Below are 15,457 nucleotides of genomic sequence, written 5' to 3'. Positions count from 1 at the left end.
AACTCAGGGGTGGCAAGTATGCGCACGTGGACACTGCCAATCATGATTCTGGTTGTGGCGACGGCACTTGGCGGCTGTGGCCAGAAAGGGCCTTTATACCGGGAGAACCCGGAGGCGTCAGTTTTGCCGCACCAGACTCCGCTACACGATCAGGAACCCAATGGATCATTTTAACTACCGTAACGGCGAGCTTTACGCCGAAGATGTGGCTGTTTCTTCTATTGCAGAGCGCTTTGGTACACCGGCTTATGTGTATTCCCGGGCCACTCTGGAGCGCCATTACAAGGCCTACGATGATGCTCTGAAAGAGCGGGAGCATCTTGTGTGTTACGCCGTCAAAGCGAATAGCAATCTTGCCGTGCTTAACGTGTTGGCTCGCTTGGGGGCTGGGTTTGACATTGTGTCGGCCGGAGAACTGGAACGTGTGCTACGTGCTGGCGGCGATGCAGGCAAGGTTGTGTTTTCCGGCGTGGGTAAGCAAGAGTGGGAAATGCGCAGGGCGCTGGAAGCGGGCGTCCGCTGTTTCAACGTTGAATCCGATACTGAGTTGGACCGGCTGGATGCGGTGGCTGCAGAGCTGGGTGTTAAAGCACCCGTTTCTTTGCGAGTGAACCCGGATGTTGATGCCGGAACTCACCCATACATATCCACTGGCCTGAAAGAAAACAAGTTCGGTATCGATATCACGGAAGCGCCGGCCGTTTACGCCCGGGCTGCAACACTGTCGAATCTTGATATCAAAGGTGTTGATTGTCACATCGGGTCGCAGCTGACATCTTCCTCTCCGTTTCTGGATGCGCTCGATCGGGTACTGGATCTGGTCGACTCTCTGGCTGAGAGTGGTATTCACATCCGGCACCTGGATATGGGTGGTGGCCTTGGTGTTACCTATAACGATGAGCAGCCTCCGCAGCCTTCTGAATATGTCAGGGCTCTGGATGAGCGAATCGGGAATCGCAAGCTTGAGCTGATTCTCGAGCCCGGCCGTTCAATTGCAGCCAATGCCGGCATACTGCTTACGCGGGTCGAATTCCTGAAGTGCACGGAACATCACAACTTTGCAATCATTGACGCTGCCATGAACGACCTGATCCGGCCAGCACTTTATAGTGCCTGGCAGGCCATAGTGCCAGCACAGCCGCATCAGGATGTTGAAGAAAAAACCTGGGATCTGGTTGGTCCGGTGTGTGAGACCGGGGATTTCCTGGGTAAAAACAGGCAGCTTCGGCTAAAAGCTGGTGACCTGCTGGCCGTTCGCTCTGCGGGTGCCTATGGTTTCGTTATGAGCTCTAATTACAACACCCGAAACCGCCCGCCAGAACTCATGGTGGATGGGGGCCAGGTACATATTGTTCGCCGCCGCGAGACCCTTGAGGATCAGCTTGCTCCAGAAAGCTGCCTGCCGGAATGAGTGCAGGGCAGGAGATGACACAACAGCGCCGAAATCAGGGACCACTGCTCCGGTTCACTAAAATGCACGGGCTGGGCAATGACTTCATGGTGGTCGACGCCATCAGTCAGCCTTTTCGGCTGGGGTCGGAGATGATCCGGGAACTGGCCGACAGAAACTTTGGTATCGGCTTTGATCAGTTGCTGGTAGTTGAGCCTCCCGGGTTGCCGGATGTGGACTTCCGCTATCGCATTTTCAATGCCGATGGTTCCGAGGTCGAGCAGTGTGGCAATGGTGCCAGGTGTTTCGCAAAATTTGTCCGCGATCAGCGGTTGACCAACAAAAAGATCATTCGGGTCCAGACTGCCGCAGGGGTGATTGAGCTGAGGGTAGTCAAAGACGGCATGGTGATGGTCAACATGGGCGTGCCCGAATTGAACCCGCCGGCCATTCCTTTTGCTGCCGAAGAGCGTAAAAATGTCTATACGGTGGACACGAATGCCGGAGAAGTTGAGCTCAGTGCTGTTTCCATGGGCAACCCACACGCCGTTATCCTGGTTGACGATGTGGATACAGCGCCAGTTGCCGACCTTGGACCGCTTCTTGAAAGCCATCCAAGGTTCCCATCCAGAGCCAATATCGGTTTTCTGCAGATCGTCAGCCGGAGCCAGGCGCGCCTCAGGGTGTTTGAACGTGGTTCGGGCGAGACGCTTGCTTGTGGGAGTGGGGCATGCGCGGCCGTAGTGGCCGGGTGTCTGCGGGGGCTGCTCGACAATCGTGTCGAGGTGGATTTGCGCGGAGGGCGGTTGGTCATTGAATGGCAGGGTGAAGGGGCGCCTGTTATGATGCAAGGACCCGCCACAAGTGTATTTGAGGGGCAGTTGAGACTGCCTGGTGAACCAGGTGGTAACCGGCGCCGAAAGCCTAGCCGCCCACACAAACAACGTACCTGAAAGCCAGGAGATCACGATGACAGACCAAACGGCCCGCCAGAAGGCCGGTGAGCTTACCCAGGAAGATGTGGCTGAGTACCTGAGAAGCAACCCTGATTTTTTTATTGAACAGGATGAGCTTCTGCGCAGCCTGACCCTGCCCCACGATAGCGGCAGGGCTATCTCTCTGGTTGAGCGCCAGGTTCACCTGTTTCGCGAACAGCGTGACACCCTGAAGCACGAACTGGTCGAGCTGGTTTCCATCGCGCGGCACAATGATCGACTGTTTGAAAAAAGCAAACGGTTGCTGATGCAGGTAATTGAAGCCCGCAACCTCATGGATATGGCATCGACTATTGATGACAGTATTCGCGGAGATTTCGGGTTGGACGCCGCTTCTGTAATTCTGTTTACCGATGTGGAAGTGCCCGGCAGCTCTCAGGGGGCGCTCCATGTTGTGAGCCCGGCTGAGGCACGGAACCGTCTCGGGAATCTGCTGGATGGCAGTAGAGCGGTTTGCGGCCAGTTCCGGGAGAGTGAGCGGGAGTTTCTGTTTCCTGACCGCGATGAACCTATTGCGTCGGTTGCACTGGTGCCTTTGCGCAATGACGACCTTGTGGGTGTTTTTGCAGTTGGCAGTTGCCAGCCTGGCTATTTTGACCAGAGCATGGGGTCACTGTTTCTAAGCTACATCAGCGACACGCTCAGCCGGCTTCTGCCACCTATGGTTCAGCGCTACACAACGGCGGCTCCAGTTACGGACCTTGCGACCGAGGCTCGCTAAAGTGACCAAGGTGTCCGCGCCGGCTCAATTACCTGATGAGCTAAGCGGGTACTTGGCGGATTTTATTCAGCACCTCGCATCTGAAAAACGTCATTCTCCCCGGACCTGTGATAGTTACCAACACGACCTGTATCGGTTTGCAGCCTGGCTCGTTGAGCAGGGCAACGCCGAGTGGCAGGGTGTCAGCGGTCACGATCTACGTCGCTACGTGGCCCACCTCAGCCGCCAGGGCCTGAGTGGTCGCAGCATTGCCCGCCACCTTTCGGCCATAAGGCGTTTCTACCAGTATTTGTTGCGAGAGCGGCGGGCCACGGATAACCCTGCATTGGATATCCGGGCCCCGAAGAGCAGCAGGCGATTGCCTCGGGTCGCGGATGTAGATCAGCTCAGTTCGCTTCTTGATGCCCAGCCGGATGACCCCTTGGAAGTGCGCGACCGTTGCATGTTCGAGCTTATGTACTCTTCCGGCTTGCGCCTCTCGGAGTTGGCTAGCCTCGATATTGATGCCGTTGATTGCAGGAGTGGTGAAGCACGGGTTCTGGGTAAAGGCAGCAAGACCCGTTTGCTGCCTGTAGGCAGGAAGGCACTGGAGGCCATAGCACAGTGGTTGCCTGTCCGCACAGGGTTGGCGCCGGAATCCGAGCCTGCCCTCTTTGTGAGCCGCCGGGGCGATCGCCTGAGCCGGCGCAGTATTCAGGCTCGCCTGAGCCGGTGGGGTGTTGTTAAAGGTGCTGACCAGAAGCTCCATCCGCATATGTTGCGACACTCATTCGCCAGTCATATGCTTGAATCCAGCGGAGACTTACGGGCGGTACAAGAATTACTGGGGCATGCGGACATAGCCACCACACAGGTCTATACTCATCTTGACTTCCAGCATTTGGCACGGGTTTATGACCAGAGCCACCCCAGGGCGCGCCGAGGCAACTCGCGTGACCGTGACGATCAGAACCCCGGACAGGAAGGGAACGCTTAATGTCATCGGATCAATCCTGGAAAGAAAAGTATTTCCAGGAGCTTGAAGCTGCAGAACACAGGGCGGAACATTGGAAGGCCGAGCGTAATACGCTTGAACGTATGTTGGTGCGCACCTGTCTTGCTTCCGAAGGCCAGGCTCCAGAGCTTGATCGCCTGCTTGCCCGCGTCCGGTTGGACCTGCGCAAGAGCAAAGTTGATATAGATAGTTGGAAGGAGCTACAGGAGCAGATCGATCGTCAGGTCGCTCTGCTGGATGATGTTCCAGCTAGCCATGGCGGCGGCTCCGAGCTGTCTGCAACGGTTGCTTCTAGCCCGAAGCCTTCGGCCATGACTGAAGATGAATCTGACTCTGACCCTTCTTGTAGTGTGGCCAATGCCGAGCATCAGAGCCAGCGCCTCCGTATTGCCCGGAGGGTCGGTCATTTGCTGGGCCAGCTACTTATCCAGGTTTCGCTGGAACCAGATGCCGAGACGAAAGCGAGGAACCTTCAAAGGGCATTGCTGACCAGCGAAAACTGGGATGAGCTTCGGGATGGGCTAAACCAGGTCGCAGACCTGATTGTCGCTGCCGTTACCCGCAGTCAGAGAGAGTTCGAGTCTTTTCTCAAGCGCCTTGATGAGCGCCTTGAAATGCTGCAGGAGCATTTTTCTGTGCAATCGTCTGCGCAGTCTGGCCGTCAGGCAGCAGCAGAAGCGCTTGATTGCAACATTCGTGAAGAGATTGAGTTGGTTAGCCGGCATATTGAGGCGAGTGACGACCTTCAGGGTCTCAAGACGTCAGTTAGTCGCCATCTGGAGTTTATCGGTCAGGCGGTTGACCGTTTCCGAGTTGAGGAGACGGAGCGGGAAAAAATGCTTTCCGAACAGTTGCAGGCCGTGCAGGAGAAAGTGGCGGTTATGGAGGCGCACTCCGAGCGGATGCAGGGTCAGGTCCGCCAGGAACGCGAACGGGCTTTGACAGACCTGCTTACGCAGTTACCGAACCGGGAGGCCTGGCAGGAGCGTTTGTCGTTCGAGTTTAACCGTTGGAGACGCTACCAATACCCACTGACAGTGGGTGTAATGGATATAGACCTCTTCAAGCGGGTGAACGATTCGTTTGGGCACAAAGCCGGTGACAGAGTGCTTCAACTCGTGGCCAGAGAAATCAAAAACCGGTTACGTAATACGGACTTTGCTGCGCGCTTTGGCGGTGAGGAATTTGTGTTGCTCTTTCCGGAGACTCGGGCAGACGATGCGTTGATGGTGATGGAAAAGCTTCGCGACCATATCAGCGCTCTTCCGTTTCATTTTGGCGGCAGCCCTGTAACGATTACCTTCTCTGCAGGCCTTACGGCTTTCAAGCCTGACGATACCGAGGAAACGGTTTTTGATCGTGCGGATCGTGCGCTCTATACCGCAAAGGACGCAGGTCGGAATTGCGTCAGAGTAGGTTAGACAGCGAATCCATGCAGACCTGCTGAATATAACGGCAATGGTGCATCAATGTCGCATCATAGCATCCAGTTCGTCGATCACCTCCGCCCAGTCGCTGTCATCTTCCAGGCCTTCTTCAAGGAACTGGGACTGGCCTTCAGACCAGAAAGGGGCGTCCTGCAGAGCAATTTCTCGGGGCAGGGGGGAGTAGCGGGAGGTGAACGCTTCTATGCTCTTCTCGTCAGAGGCCAGTCCGAGCTGATCAAAAAGCGTACTCAAATTGTGTTTGCTGGTGTCCATAGAGAGGTTCTCCCGGTTAACGATTGCATGAATGAAATTTTGCCGATTTGCAGGTATGGTTCCCTGAAATGTAGCGTAAACCCCGAGGATATCCAGTGAAGGCCACTCTTCTGTTCATGTGTAGCTGGCTGTTGCTGGTTTTTTCACCAGTGGTTTCGGCGGATCCGCCTCAGGTATCACCGGCACCGGTTCTGGGCAGCAAGGAGTTGGCCTGGGTCGGTGAGCAGGAAAATCTACGGATTGGTGTGCGAGCAGACCAGGTACCCCTGGTGTTTGATACAGGGAACGGGATTCTTGCCGGAACCTATATCGACTATCTTGCGCGTCTTTCCGACAAGCTGGGTCTGGCAATCGAGCCGGTCGTTATCAACAATGGTGCTAATGCGGGGCCAGTGGCGGATCAGCCGGAAACCGATGCGCTTCTGACCACCAGAGTACCAGGCACTCCTTTGCCCGACGGAAAGCGCTATACCAGCTCCTTGATGTCGCTCACCTATGGCTTGTTTGTCAGCGCCGGCGATGCAGCCATTCGTTCATTGGCCGATCTGGAAGATGGCCGCATAGCCGTAGTTGAAGGTGATCCCAACCAGTACACCATGCTTGATTCTGTAAACAGCTTTACGCCAGTGCCCGTTCAGAGCCTGAGCGAGGCTGTAGGGCACGTGCTGTCTGGTCAGGCCGATGCCTTTCTTGGGCCGGTACCTGTAGTTTCCGACTACCTTCAGTCAGCTATGATCAATGGTATTGGCCTGTCGGTGTTGCTTGACCAGAAATCGGTGGACGTTGTATTCGAGGTAGATGATAGCAAAGGGCCCCTGTTCCATGTCCTGGACCAGACGGTAGCTGCGATTACTCATAAAGAGCACAGGGTTATCCGTCAATCATGGCTGCAGGTAGACCTGACCGCGCTGGAACAGAGCGGGGTGGAGCTCTCGGCATCCGATATTGACTGGCTCAAACGCCACCCCGATCTCAAGGTGGCCTATCGCTCTGACTGGCCGCCGTTTGAATACGCTCAGGACGGTCGCGCCACCGGGCTTGTGCCAGATCTTGTCGCCCGCCTGGAAAACCAGTTGGGCGCAAGGTTTGAGGAAAGGATTCTGGAGGACCGTGTCGCTGCCGAGCAGGCACTTGTCTCAGAAGATGTGGATATTCTGCCCGGCTTGTCACGCACACCGCGAACCGAGGAGTCGTTTCTTTTCACCCGGGCTTATGTAAATGTGCCCATTGCTCTGGCGATAAGGGATGATGGGCGTTTTATCGGAGATTTGCGGGAGCTGCGCAGTGAGCGAGTCGGGGTGGTTAACCGACACGCGGCCCATGACTACCTGCTTATCAACCATCCGAACCTGGATCTCTATCCGATGGCAACGGTAGAGGACGGGTTGTTGGCACTCTCCAATGGCGATCTTGATGTGATGGTGACCCATATTCCGGCCGTCAGCTATACAGTTGCCAGGTTGGGCCTTACCAATTTGAGGATCACCAGTATCACGCCCTACCAGTATGACCTTCGGCTCGCGGTTCGCAAAGATAGCCCTGAGCTTCACCGCATTCTGAACAAGGCGTTGGGTAGCCTGAAACCTGCCGATACCGAAGCCATATACAATCGCTGGATCCACCTGGATATCGAGCAGGAAACTGATTATACGGTAGTTCGTCGGGTTGTCCTGATCGCTATTGTGGTTGTGCTTATCTTTCTGTATTGGAATCGCAAGCTGTCACGGGAGGTGGATGAGCGTATCCGCTCTGAAAACGCGCTGCGCCGTAGTGAAGATGAGCTGCGGGCTGCCAAGCTGGAGGCGGAGCGCCTGGCCAGGGAGGCCGAGGCTGCCAGCCGGACCAAGAGTGAGTTTCTGGCCAATATGTCCCATGAGATACGGACGCCCATGAATGCAGTGATCGGCTACTCGGATCTGTTAAGTAACAGCGTGACCGACCCCCAGCAGCGCAACTATCTGGATGCCATACGAGCGGGCAGTCGCAGCCTGCTGATGCTGATTAACGACATTCTTGACCTTTCGCGTATTGAAGCCGGGAAAATGCGGTTGGACTACTCACCGGTATCCGTGCGCCGGTTGCTTGATGATGTTCGCCACATATTTGATTTGCGCGCTCGTGAGCAGGGCATAACCCTGGAAGTAAGTGTCGGGTCAGACATGCCTGCCACCATGATGCTGGATGAAACCCGCTTCCGTCAGGTGTTATTCAACCTCGTCGGTAACGCTATAAAATTCACACATGAGGGCGGGGTGGCCGTGCGGGCAACCGTACGTGCAGCCAATGCTGAAACCGGTGAGGTGCCGGAGCACCAGACTTACCGGCTCACGGTCAAGGTGACAGATTCGGGTATTGGAATCCCTTCCGATCAGCGCGACAGGATTTTTGATGCGTTTGAACAACAGGAAGGACAAAACACCCGGCGCTACGGAGGTACTGGTCTTGGGCTTGCCATTAGCCGGAAGCTGGCCCGGATGATGGGTGGTGAACTGGAAGTAGAAAGCGAGCCGGGCGGCGGCTCTGTGTTCACGCTCACCTTGCCCCAGGTTGAGGCCACCGGCGAACAGGCAGAAGACGACGGCGAGACCAAGGAATCTGAACGATTACTGGCACAAACCCTGAGTATGCAAGAGCGGGGCTGGCTGCAAGAGCAGCTGACGGCTGACTTTGGTGACGAGTGGCAAGCTGTGCGGGAGAGTGGTGATCCTGAAGAAATGAGATATTTCGCCTCCCGGGTGCAGGAATGGGGGCAACATTATCGTTCACGGTCTGTTACGAGCTTTGGTGAAAAATTGATGGCAGATGTGGAAGCCTTCAACCTGGATGCGGTCAATAGCGCCCTGGAAGCTTTTCCAAAACTGCTAGGGCGAGATGATTAAGCCGGCAACCCAGTTCTTTATAGGGCAATTTTACAGGCAGTCGAACTGAGAGCGGCGATCAAAGGCCACAGAGACCATGTCATAGCCGGAATCAGACAGGTTGCGGATCAATTCCCGATCTTTCAGCAAAGCCATGCAGACTTTGTGAACACTGGCCTGGAGGTGCTCTGATGCTGGCTGAGCAGCGGCGAGTCGGAAATCCACTATTAGATACTTGCGCTCGACTGCGGCGGACACCGGGATATCTTCACGCTCAACGCTTTCAAAGCCGATGTAGGTGGCGTGATCCTGGTGGAAGACCTGGCTCATTACAACGTCCAGATTCTCGGCCTGGACGGCGGGCGCAGAGAGCAGGAATACAGCGGCTGCGGCACGGATCAGGTTCTGGATGTTCATATTGTTAAGCTCCCCGGAAGGTGTCCCGGTTCGAGTGTAACAGAATGTAATGTTTGGTTACGATTGATTATTGCAAAGACTGTCGTTTTTTGCGCGGTATCTCTTGAACCTTTTTCAATTGTTTGCAGTCTGCATACATTTAGCTCGGTGTTACGGGTGCGCAGGGCTCCCCTGGCGTTGTTCTATCAACTATCATGAAACGAAAATCGACTGCAGGAGAGAGGCCCATGTTTCAGCTCGTATTCAAGGGTGAGTGTGTCCCCGACACGGATATGGCAACAGCGCGGAATAATGCACGCGCGCTGTTCAAGGCCAGTATTGATCAGATAGAGCGCATGTTCAGTGGGAGCCCGGTGGTTATCCGGAATAAGCTGGATGAGGAGCAGGCAGAAAAGTATCGCGCGGTGCTGAGAAAACACGGCATGGTTGCCTATGTTCAACCTATGCAAGGCGCTCAGGCTCAGGCAAAACCAGGCCCGTCAGCCCAGCCGGACAACGCGGCACCGGAGCCGGCGAAAGCCGTTCCCCGCTCGGCAACCCCGCAGCCCTCCTCAGGTGCTCCAGATGTAGAACCGGGTGATCGTTTGCCGGTAGCCGGTGAAAAGGTAGATGACATTCTTGCAGGGTCAGCGCTTGGCCTCGACCCTGTCGGTGTCACATTGATGGAATCTGAGGAGACAGAGGCTCCCATGTTTCAGCACCTTGATGACTGGACGCTGGCACCGGCTGGCAGTGATATAGGTGTCAAGCGTGAGCTGCCGCCGCCGATCGTGCCAGACGTCTCGCACCTTTCGTTGGCGGATGATAAGCCGGACAATAAATGAATATCGAGCCCGAGGGGGCTGCCACGTTTTGAACCAATCAACGGGGATAACCCTCTTTTGCCTGGTTATGGCGCTTCTCACATCGCTTCCCGCGGCGGCCAGTAATCCCGAAACTGAACGTCCGCAGGTTGGTCTCGTGCTCAGCGGCGGCGGCGCCAAAGGCATGGCTCACGTCGGTGTTCTCCGGGTACTGGAAGAAATGAATATTCCGGTGGATATGGTGGTGGGAACCAGCGCAGGTTCTGCGGTGGGCGCACTCTATGCTTCGGGTATGTCGGTTGCGGAGATTGAACAGCGCTTTATAAATATGGACTGGTTGTCGAGTTTTCGGGATGACCCCGGCCGTGCGTACAAACCAGTCCGTCGGAAACAGGGCGAGTGGAGATTCCCAGTGACACCGGGTCTTGGCATTAGCCTGGACGGTCTGCACCTTGGGGCTGGCATTATCTCCGGTCAGAATCTTGGCTTTATTCTCAACGAACTGACCCACAACGTTGCTCTTGTCGAGAATTTCGATCGTTTACCCATTCCGTTCCGCGCTGTTGCTACGGACCTGGAAACCGGCGATATGGTGGTGCTCGGTAGTGGCAACATTGCTACCGCCGTGCGGGCAAGTATGAGTATTCCGGGAGTCTACGCCCCGGTCAATCTTGATGGCCGTTTGTTGGTCGACGGTGGCATAGCGAATAATCTGCCGGTGAGTGTTGCCCGTGAAATGGGGGCCGACATTATTATCGCTGTTGATATCACCGATGCTTTGATGGGGCCCGACGAATTGCGTGAAGCCTTCTCCGTATTCGGCCAACTGACGACCATCATGACCCGGCGCAATGCCGACCAGCAGCTTGAAATGTTGGGCGAACAGGATGTGCTTATCCGGCCGGACCTGGAAGGCCAAAGCTCTGCAGACTTCTACAACGCTCCGCTGCTGTTTGAGTTGGGGGCCAGCGGCGCCCGTGAACACGCAGTGGATCTGAACGCACTTGTCGTATCAAACGAGGCCTGGCACGCATACCGGTCACGACTGGCCTCCGCGGACTATAGCGCTGGGTCTGTTGCCCGTATTGAGGTTGAGCATGATCGTCGTCTGGGTCGGGACTTCCTTCGGGAGAGAATACGTCAGAAAACCGGCGAGCCGCTGGATGTTGAAGCCCTGGAAGAAGATCTCAAGCGCATCTACGGTTTGGGCTATTACGAGATAGTGTCCTACTCCCTGTCGTCGGCAGTGGATGGCACGGTGCTTAAAATTAAGGTCCAGGAGAAGAGCTGGGGCCCTAATTATCTGTCGTTTGGCCTCAACTACGAGGATAACTTTGATGGTGATACCCGTTTCAATCTTGCAACTTCCCTGCGTATGACAGAACTGAATGAGCTTGGGGCCGAGTGGCAGACCGGTTTACAGCTAGGTACGGAGCCGCGTATCCGCACCCAGTGGTATCAGCCTCTTGATTATGGATATGAGCGTTTTCTGGTGACGGGTGCTGAGTACTCCCGTGATACGTTCAGCGTGTATGACGCCGAGGGTGAACGTGTGGCCGAGCTGGATGTTGCGTTCCGTCAGGTCGATGTTGGCCTGGGAACGGAACTCGGTGGAAACGGGGAGGCCCGGTTTACCTACACCCGCGGATACGCCACCGTGGATAATCAGATTGGTGCGGCAGTGGCACCCGAAGGCGCGGTTCACCAGGGCAATGTAAGCCTTCAACTGGTTCACGACTCCCTCGATGATGCGTTTTTCCCACGCGAAGGCGCCTTTGCTGGAATTCGGGGCCGGCTGGAACGGGAAGACCTGGGTTCCGACCGGCATTTTGATGCGGTAACAGGGATGGTGCTCGGAACGGGTAGCTGGAGGGGCTTTACCTTAACGGGACTGCTCTATGCTCATACGGTCACCCGAGGTAATGCGGGTATCGAAAATGCAGTGCGTCTCGGTGGGTTTCGACGTTTATCCGCCTACGCCCCGGGCCAGATTACGGGTGACAGTGCGGCTATGGGATCAGTCTATGCCAGTCAGGCATTCGGCGGCCCGATAGTCCCCTGGTTTGCAGGTATGGGGCTGGAGACCGGAAACGCCTGGGATTCTCTGAGTGATGCCGGGTGGAATAGCTCCGTGAGATCCTGGAGCCTATTTGCAGGTGTGGACACCTTTCTCGGCCCTGTGCAGATAGCAACGGCTTACAGTAATAAAGATAACTGGGCTGCGTACATGAATATCGGGTTTTCGTTTACTCAGCTATTTTACTAGAGGCCCCGGCAAGGGCTCCTGCGGAAGGGGCTGCCTCGCATACCTGCTGGCACTGCTGAACGGCATACCGATGAAGGACTGATGCCAGCCTGTCTTCATCCCTGTCTCTGATCGCGCTGATGGATTCCCGCATGTGCGCCAGGTTATCTTCCAGCACGCGCTTTCCACCTTGGTTGAACGCTACGAAGGCGCAGCGTCTGGCTGACGGCCACAGATCATCAATTGCCGCGAGAATGAAATAGTTATCGGCATAGGCCAGAGAAGCCTGGGTATATTCAACGCCCAGATCGAGGAACGCCGTCAAATCGTTCCTTTTGAAGCAGTCTTCCATTTTCTGATAAAGCTCCTCCAACCGCTTCAGATCCTCCGGCTGCCATTGTCTGGCAAGCTTTCGGCCGGTGTGGGTCAGATACAGTTCCAGTGTTTCATAAAGACTGTGTACAAAATAACGGTCCAGAGTAGTAACAAAAGCGCCTTTACGCGGCACGTTGGTTACCAGGTGGCGTTTTTCAAGGAGTAACAGGCCTTCGCGGATTGAACCGTTGCTGACTTCCATCTGTTTGGCCATGGAGGCCTCATAAATGCGCTCACCTGAGTCAAGCTGGCCGAAAACAATCAGGTTTTCGATGTGGCGGGCGACCTGCTCGGTCAGTGTAACTCGGGGTTTGAAAGCGTTCATGAAAGCTGTTCACTGGGCTGGGTTGGCGGAATGAGGGAGGAATAGTCGCATATTCGCATATTTCGGAGCCAGTATCCCTGAGCTACCTACAGTAATGGTGCGAGTAAGCGAACCGCCCGGCAGGTCAACCGGAACATAATGGAACGACCTTCGTAGTCCTGCTCGGTCATCTTGCGGCAATGAATAAGATCATCTGTGAGCATGGCATCCACCTCGGAAACAAAGGATCCGGAAGTGTTGATCGCCATGATCTCGAAGTTCAGGCGCATGGAGCGGTTGTCGAGATTTGCGGTGCCCACGGCAGCGTAGTCCGTGTCGACCAGAATCACCTTCTGATGCATGAAACCCGGTTGATACTGATAGATACCTATGCCCGCCTGACTCGCCTGAACCAGGTAAGAATATGCGGCAAGGCGAACAAGCTGGCTGTCTGATTTCTCCGGGATAATGATTCTTACATCCACACCCCGAAGAGCAGCGAGTTGCAAGGCATTCACAATCTGGAAGTCCGGAACAAAATAGGGCGAAGCTATCCAGATGCGAGTCTGTGCATTGTTTATACAGTTGAGGAAAAACAACGCACAGGTTTCCCATGTGTCGGCAGGCCCAGTGGGCAGTACAAGAACCCGTTCATCTCCCGGTAGCTTGCTTTCTGGCGCCCAGTCCAGGTCGGGGAATTCGTTACTGGCCCAGTTCCAGTCTTCCAGCCAGGCAAGTTGGAGGCCCTTGACAGCGGCGCCTTCGATGCGGCAATGGGTGTCTCGCCAGGGCTCCTGATCCATCGCGGTGCCCAGGTATTCATCACCCAGGTTGATGCCGCCGACAAACCCGATTTTACCGTCACAGACCAGGAGTTTCCGATGGTTTCGGAAGTTCATCTGGAACCGTCGGCGACGCATATTGCCATCACCAAAGGACGCAACGCGGGCACCCGCTTTTGTAAGTTCTTTGAGGTAAGTTCGGGGCAGCCCGACGCTGCCGATTTCATCGTACAGAAACCAGACCTGCACGCCTTCTGCCAGCTTGTGTTCGAGGATGGTTTTGATGCGCTGGCCAACCTTGTCTGAACGGACAATGTAGAACTCGAGAAGAATATAGGATGTTGCGTTCTCCATGGCTGAGATCAGAGCCTCGAAAGTCGCCTCGCCATCGCGCAGCAAGGCGCACCGGTTGCCTTCAGTGAAGGGCTGTCGCCCAAGCTTGCAGAGAACCTGTAACTGTTTATCAAGCTGCTCCTGTTCGGGGGTGGAGAGAGAGGTTTTTTGCTCTTCAAACCGGTCAAGCAGCTCAGAGAGGGATTGGTCGCCCATTCGTCGGGCTTTGATATATCCACCGAAGCGCGAGCGACCAAAAACCAGAAACAGTGGCACCGCAACATAGGGCAGCCCGAGGAGGCTGATAATCCAGGCGATAGCGCCCTGGGTGGTACGGTAGGTGAGCAAAATACGATAGATACAGGCAGCGGAGCCCAGATAAAACAGGCTGACCAGTATGGCGAGTAAGGAGGTGTCAGGCATCATTGCTCGTTTTCTCGGGAGAGGTGCTGGGCCCGGTACTGAGCCGGTGCGATACCCGTCCAGCGTTTGAAGGCCCGACTGAAAGCACTCAGCTCTGAGAACCCGAGAAGGAAAGCGATTTCCCCCAGGGCGTAGTGGTCAGAAGCAACGTAGCGCAGGGCTTTGTCTTTTCGCACTTGTTCGACCAGCTCATGAAAACCCAGCCCTTCTTTTTTCAATCTCCGGTAGAGAGTCTGGCGGCTCATATGGCATTGCTGGGCAAGAGTATCCGCATCGATTTTATCCGTCGACATCTGGCGCGATATTAATCGGCGTATTTTGCGGCCAAATGAGCGTCGGGTTTGCAACCTTGCCAGTAGCCCATTGACCTGGCGAAGGACCGCTGAATACACGTAAGGATTGCGGTGTGGAATTGGGTGGCTTAGGTGGCGGGTATTGAATGCCAGCCGGGTTGCTGCCGCCCCGAAAGTTACCGGGCCTTTTAGCAGTTTTTCGTACAGGTCTGCGTATTCCGGTCGCGGATGAGCAATTTCCGCCCATTCGGCCTTTATTCCCGAGTAAATGAAATGTCGGGTCCGACACAAGGCGGCCGCCAGGGTGCGGTCCATATCCTGACGGCAGTAATTCTCGGGGGAATCTGCTTGCCAGGTCAGGATGGCCTGGTTCTCAGTCTGCTCGAAGCTCAGGGACACCGATTCGTTGATCAGCCTGTGCAGGCGAACATACTGGGTTACCGCCTCACCCAGAGTGTCGCAATTGAAGAAAACGTGGCCAACCAGACCCATGCGTTCAGGGTCGATAACCTGGCCGGCGTTCAGTCCCACCGCCGGGTCTCCGGTGACTTGTTCTGCGTGATCCCACAGTCTGTAGTGCGCCTGCGCTGGTACCCGCCGGTCTGGGTCTTTAAGCGCGGGCATATCCATGCCGAGAATCTGTTCTACACGAGGGCTGTCCAGAACACCCTGGCGGCTAAGGTAGTGCACGAGTGCCAGTGTACTGGAAGCAGCCACGAAGAGTGTCGTTGTGGTGTCCTTTGGCGCAGTGGTCACATTAACCGTCTCATTAACGGGGTGTCATGGATGCTGATACAAAATGTCAAACGAAAGGGACAGTCTGT

The 15,457-nt window shown here is 55.5% G+C and carries 14 protein-coding genes; 9 read left to right on the top strand and 5 right to left on the bottom strand.

Features of this window, described 5'->3' with window-relative positions; genetic code table 11:
* Positions 1-18 precede the first annotated feature (18 nt).
* From Q4606_RS09990 to Q4606_RS09965, 6 genes are read left to right on the top strand one after another with little or no spacing between them, the layout of a single operon-like run.
* A complete protein-coding gene (locus Q4606_RS09990) occupies positions 19-174 on the top strand; it encodes a lipoprotein (RefSeq protein ID WP_303607425.1) in 156 nt (51 codons plus the stop codon).
* Positions 161-1,411 carry a diaminopimelate decarboxylase gene (gene lysA / locus Q4606_RS09985; protein WP_303607424.1) on the top strand — a complete coding sequence of 417 codons (1,251 nt, stop codon included), beginning with the start codon at positions 161-163 and terminating at the stop codon, positions 1,409-1,411. The genes Q4606_RS09990 and lysA overlap by 14 nt, the downstream gene beginning before the upstream one ends.
* Before the next feature lie 14 nt (positions 1,412-1,425).
* Positions 1,426-2,343 (top strand): diaminopimelate epimerase, encoded by a 918-nt coding sequence (dapF, locus tag Q4606_RS09980; RefSeq protein WP_303597128.1) that lies wholly within the window; start codon positions 1,426-1,428, stop codon positions 2,341-2,343.
* Positions 2,344-2,359: 16 nt separating this feature from the next.
* Entirely contained in the window at positions 2,360-3,106 is a 747-nt protein-coding gene (locus tag Q4606_RS09975) for a DUF484 family protein (protein ID WP_303597129.1), read from the top strand.
* A gap of 1 nt (position 3,107) precedes the next feature.
* Positions 3,108-4,082 (top strand): tyrosine recombinase XerC, encoded by a 975-nt coding sequence (gene xerC / locus Q4606_RS09970; RefSeq protein ID WP_303607423.1) that lies wholly within the window; start codon positions 3,108-3,110, stop codon positions 4,080-4,082.
* Entirely contained in the window at positions 4,082-5,521 is a 1,440-nt protein-coding gene (locus Q4606_RS09965; RefSeq protein ID WP_303597131.1) for a GGDEF domain-containing protein, read from the top strand. Before xerC ends, Q4606_RS09965 begins: the two co-directional genes overlap by 1 nt.
* A gap of 45 nt (positions 5,522-5,566) precedes the next feature.
* On the opposite strand, the gene Q4606_RS09960 is transcribed toward Q4606_RS09965, so the two are convergent.
* Positions 5,567-5,800 (bottom strand): DUF2789 domain-containing protein, encoded by a 234-nt coding sequence (locus Q4606_RS09960; RefSeq protein ID WP_303607422.1) that lies wholly within the window; start codon positions 5,798-5,800, stop codon positions 5,567-5,569.
* Between the two features lie 116 nt (positions 5,801-5,916).
* Here Q4606_RS09960 and Q4606_RS09955 point away from each other — a divergent pair, with 116 nt between their 5' ends.
* Positions 5,917-8,679, top strand: a complete 2,763-nt coding sequence (locus Q4606_RS09955; RefSeq protein ID WP_303607589.1) for a transporter substrate-binding domain-containing protein — start codon at positions 5,917-5,919, stop codon at positions 8,677-8,679.
* A gap of 30 nt (positions 8,680-8,709) precedes the next feature.
* On the opposite strand, the gene Q4606_RS09950 is transcribed toward Q4606_RS09955, so the two are convergent.
* Entirely contained in the window at positions 8,710-9,075 is a 366-nt protein-coding gene (locus Q4606_RS09950) for a hypothetical protein (protein ID WP_303597133.1), read from the bottom strand.
* Positions 9,076-9,302: 227 nt separating this feature from the next.
* Between Q4606_RS09950 and Q4606_RS09945 the strand changes: the two genes are divergently transcribed.
* Entirely contained in the window at positions 9,303-9,899 is a 597-nt protein-coding gene (locus Q4606_RS09945) for a hypothetical protein (protein ID WP_303607421.1), read from the top strand.
* A 67-nt stretch (positions 9,900-9,966) separates the two neighbouring features.
* Positions 9,967-12,144, top strand: coding sequence for a patatin-like phospholipase family protein (locus tag Q4606_RS09940; protein WP_303607588.1), 2,178 nt, complete (start codon positions 9,967-9,969; stop codon positions 12,142-12,144).
* Here Q4606_RS09940 and Q4606_RS09935 read toward each other — a convergent pair.
* The 3 genes from Q4606_RS09935 to Q4606_RS09925 form a co-directional block, all read right to left on the bottom strand.
* Complete coding sequence (locus Q4606_RS09935) at positions 12,125-12,823, bottom strand: GntR family transcriptional regulator (protein WP_303607420.1); 699 nt, start codon at positions 12,821-12,823, stop codon at positions 12,125-12,127. The genes Q4606_RS09940 and Q4606_RS09935 overlap by 20 nt on opposite strands.
* Positions 12,824-12,909: 86 nt before the next feature.
* Complete coding sequence (cls, locus tag Q4606_RS09930) at positions 12,910-14,340, bottom strand: cardiolipin synthase (protein WP_303607419.1); 1,431 nt, start codon at positions 14,338-14,340, stop codon at positions 12,910-12,912.
* On the bottom strand, positions 14,340-15,389 hold the full coding sequence (locus Q4606_RS09925; RefSeq protein ID WP_303597137.1) for an AraC family transcriptional regulator: 1,050 nt from the start codon (positions 15,387-15,389) through the stop codon (positions 14,340-14,342). Before Q4606_RS09925 ends, cls begins: the two co-directional genes overlap by 1 nt.
* Positions 15,390-15,457: the final 68 nt, after the last annotated feature.

The sequence above is a fragment of the Marinobacter sp. 1_MG-2023 genome (genome assembly GCF_030549045.1).
GTDB lineage: Bacteria > Pseudomonadota > Gammaproteobacteria > Pseudomonadales > Oleiphilaceae > Marinobacter.
Note: the sequence above shows the minus strand (reverse complement) of the source record. Positions and strands in the feature narration are given on the sequence as shown.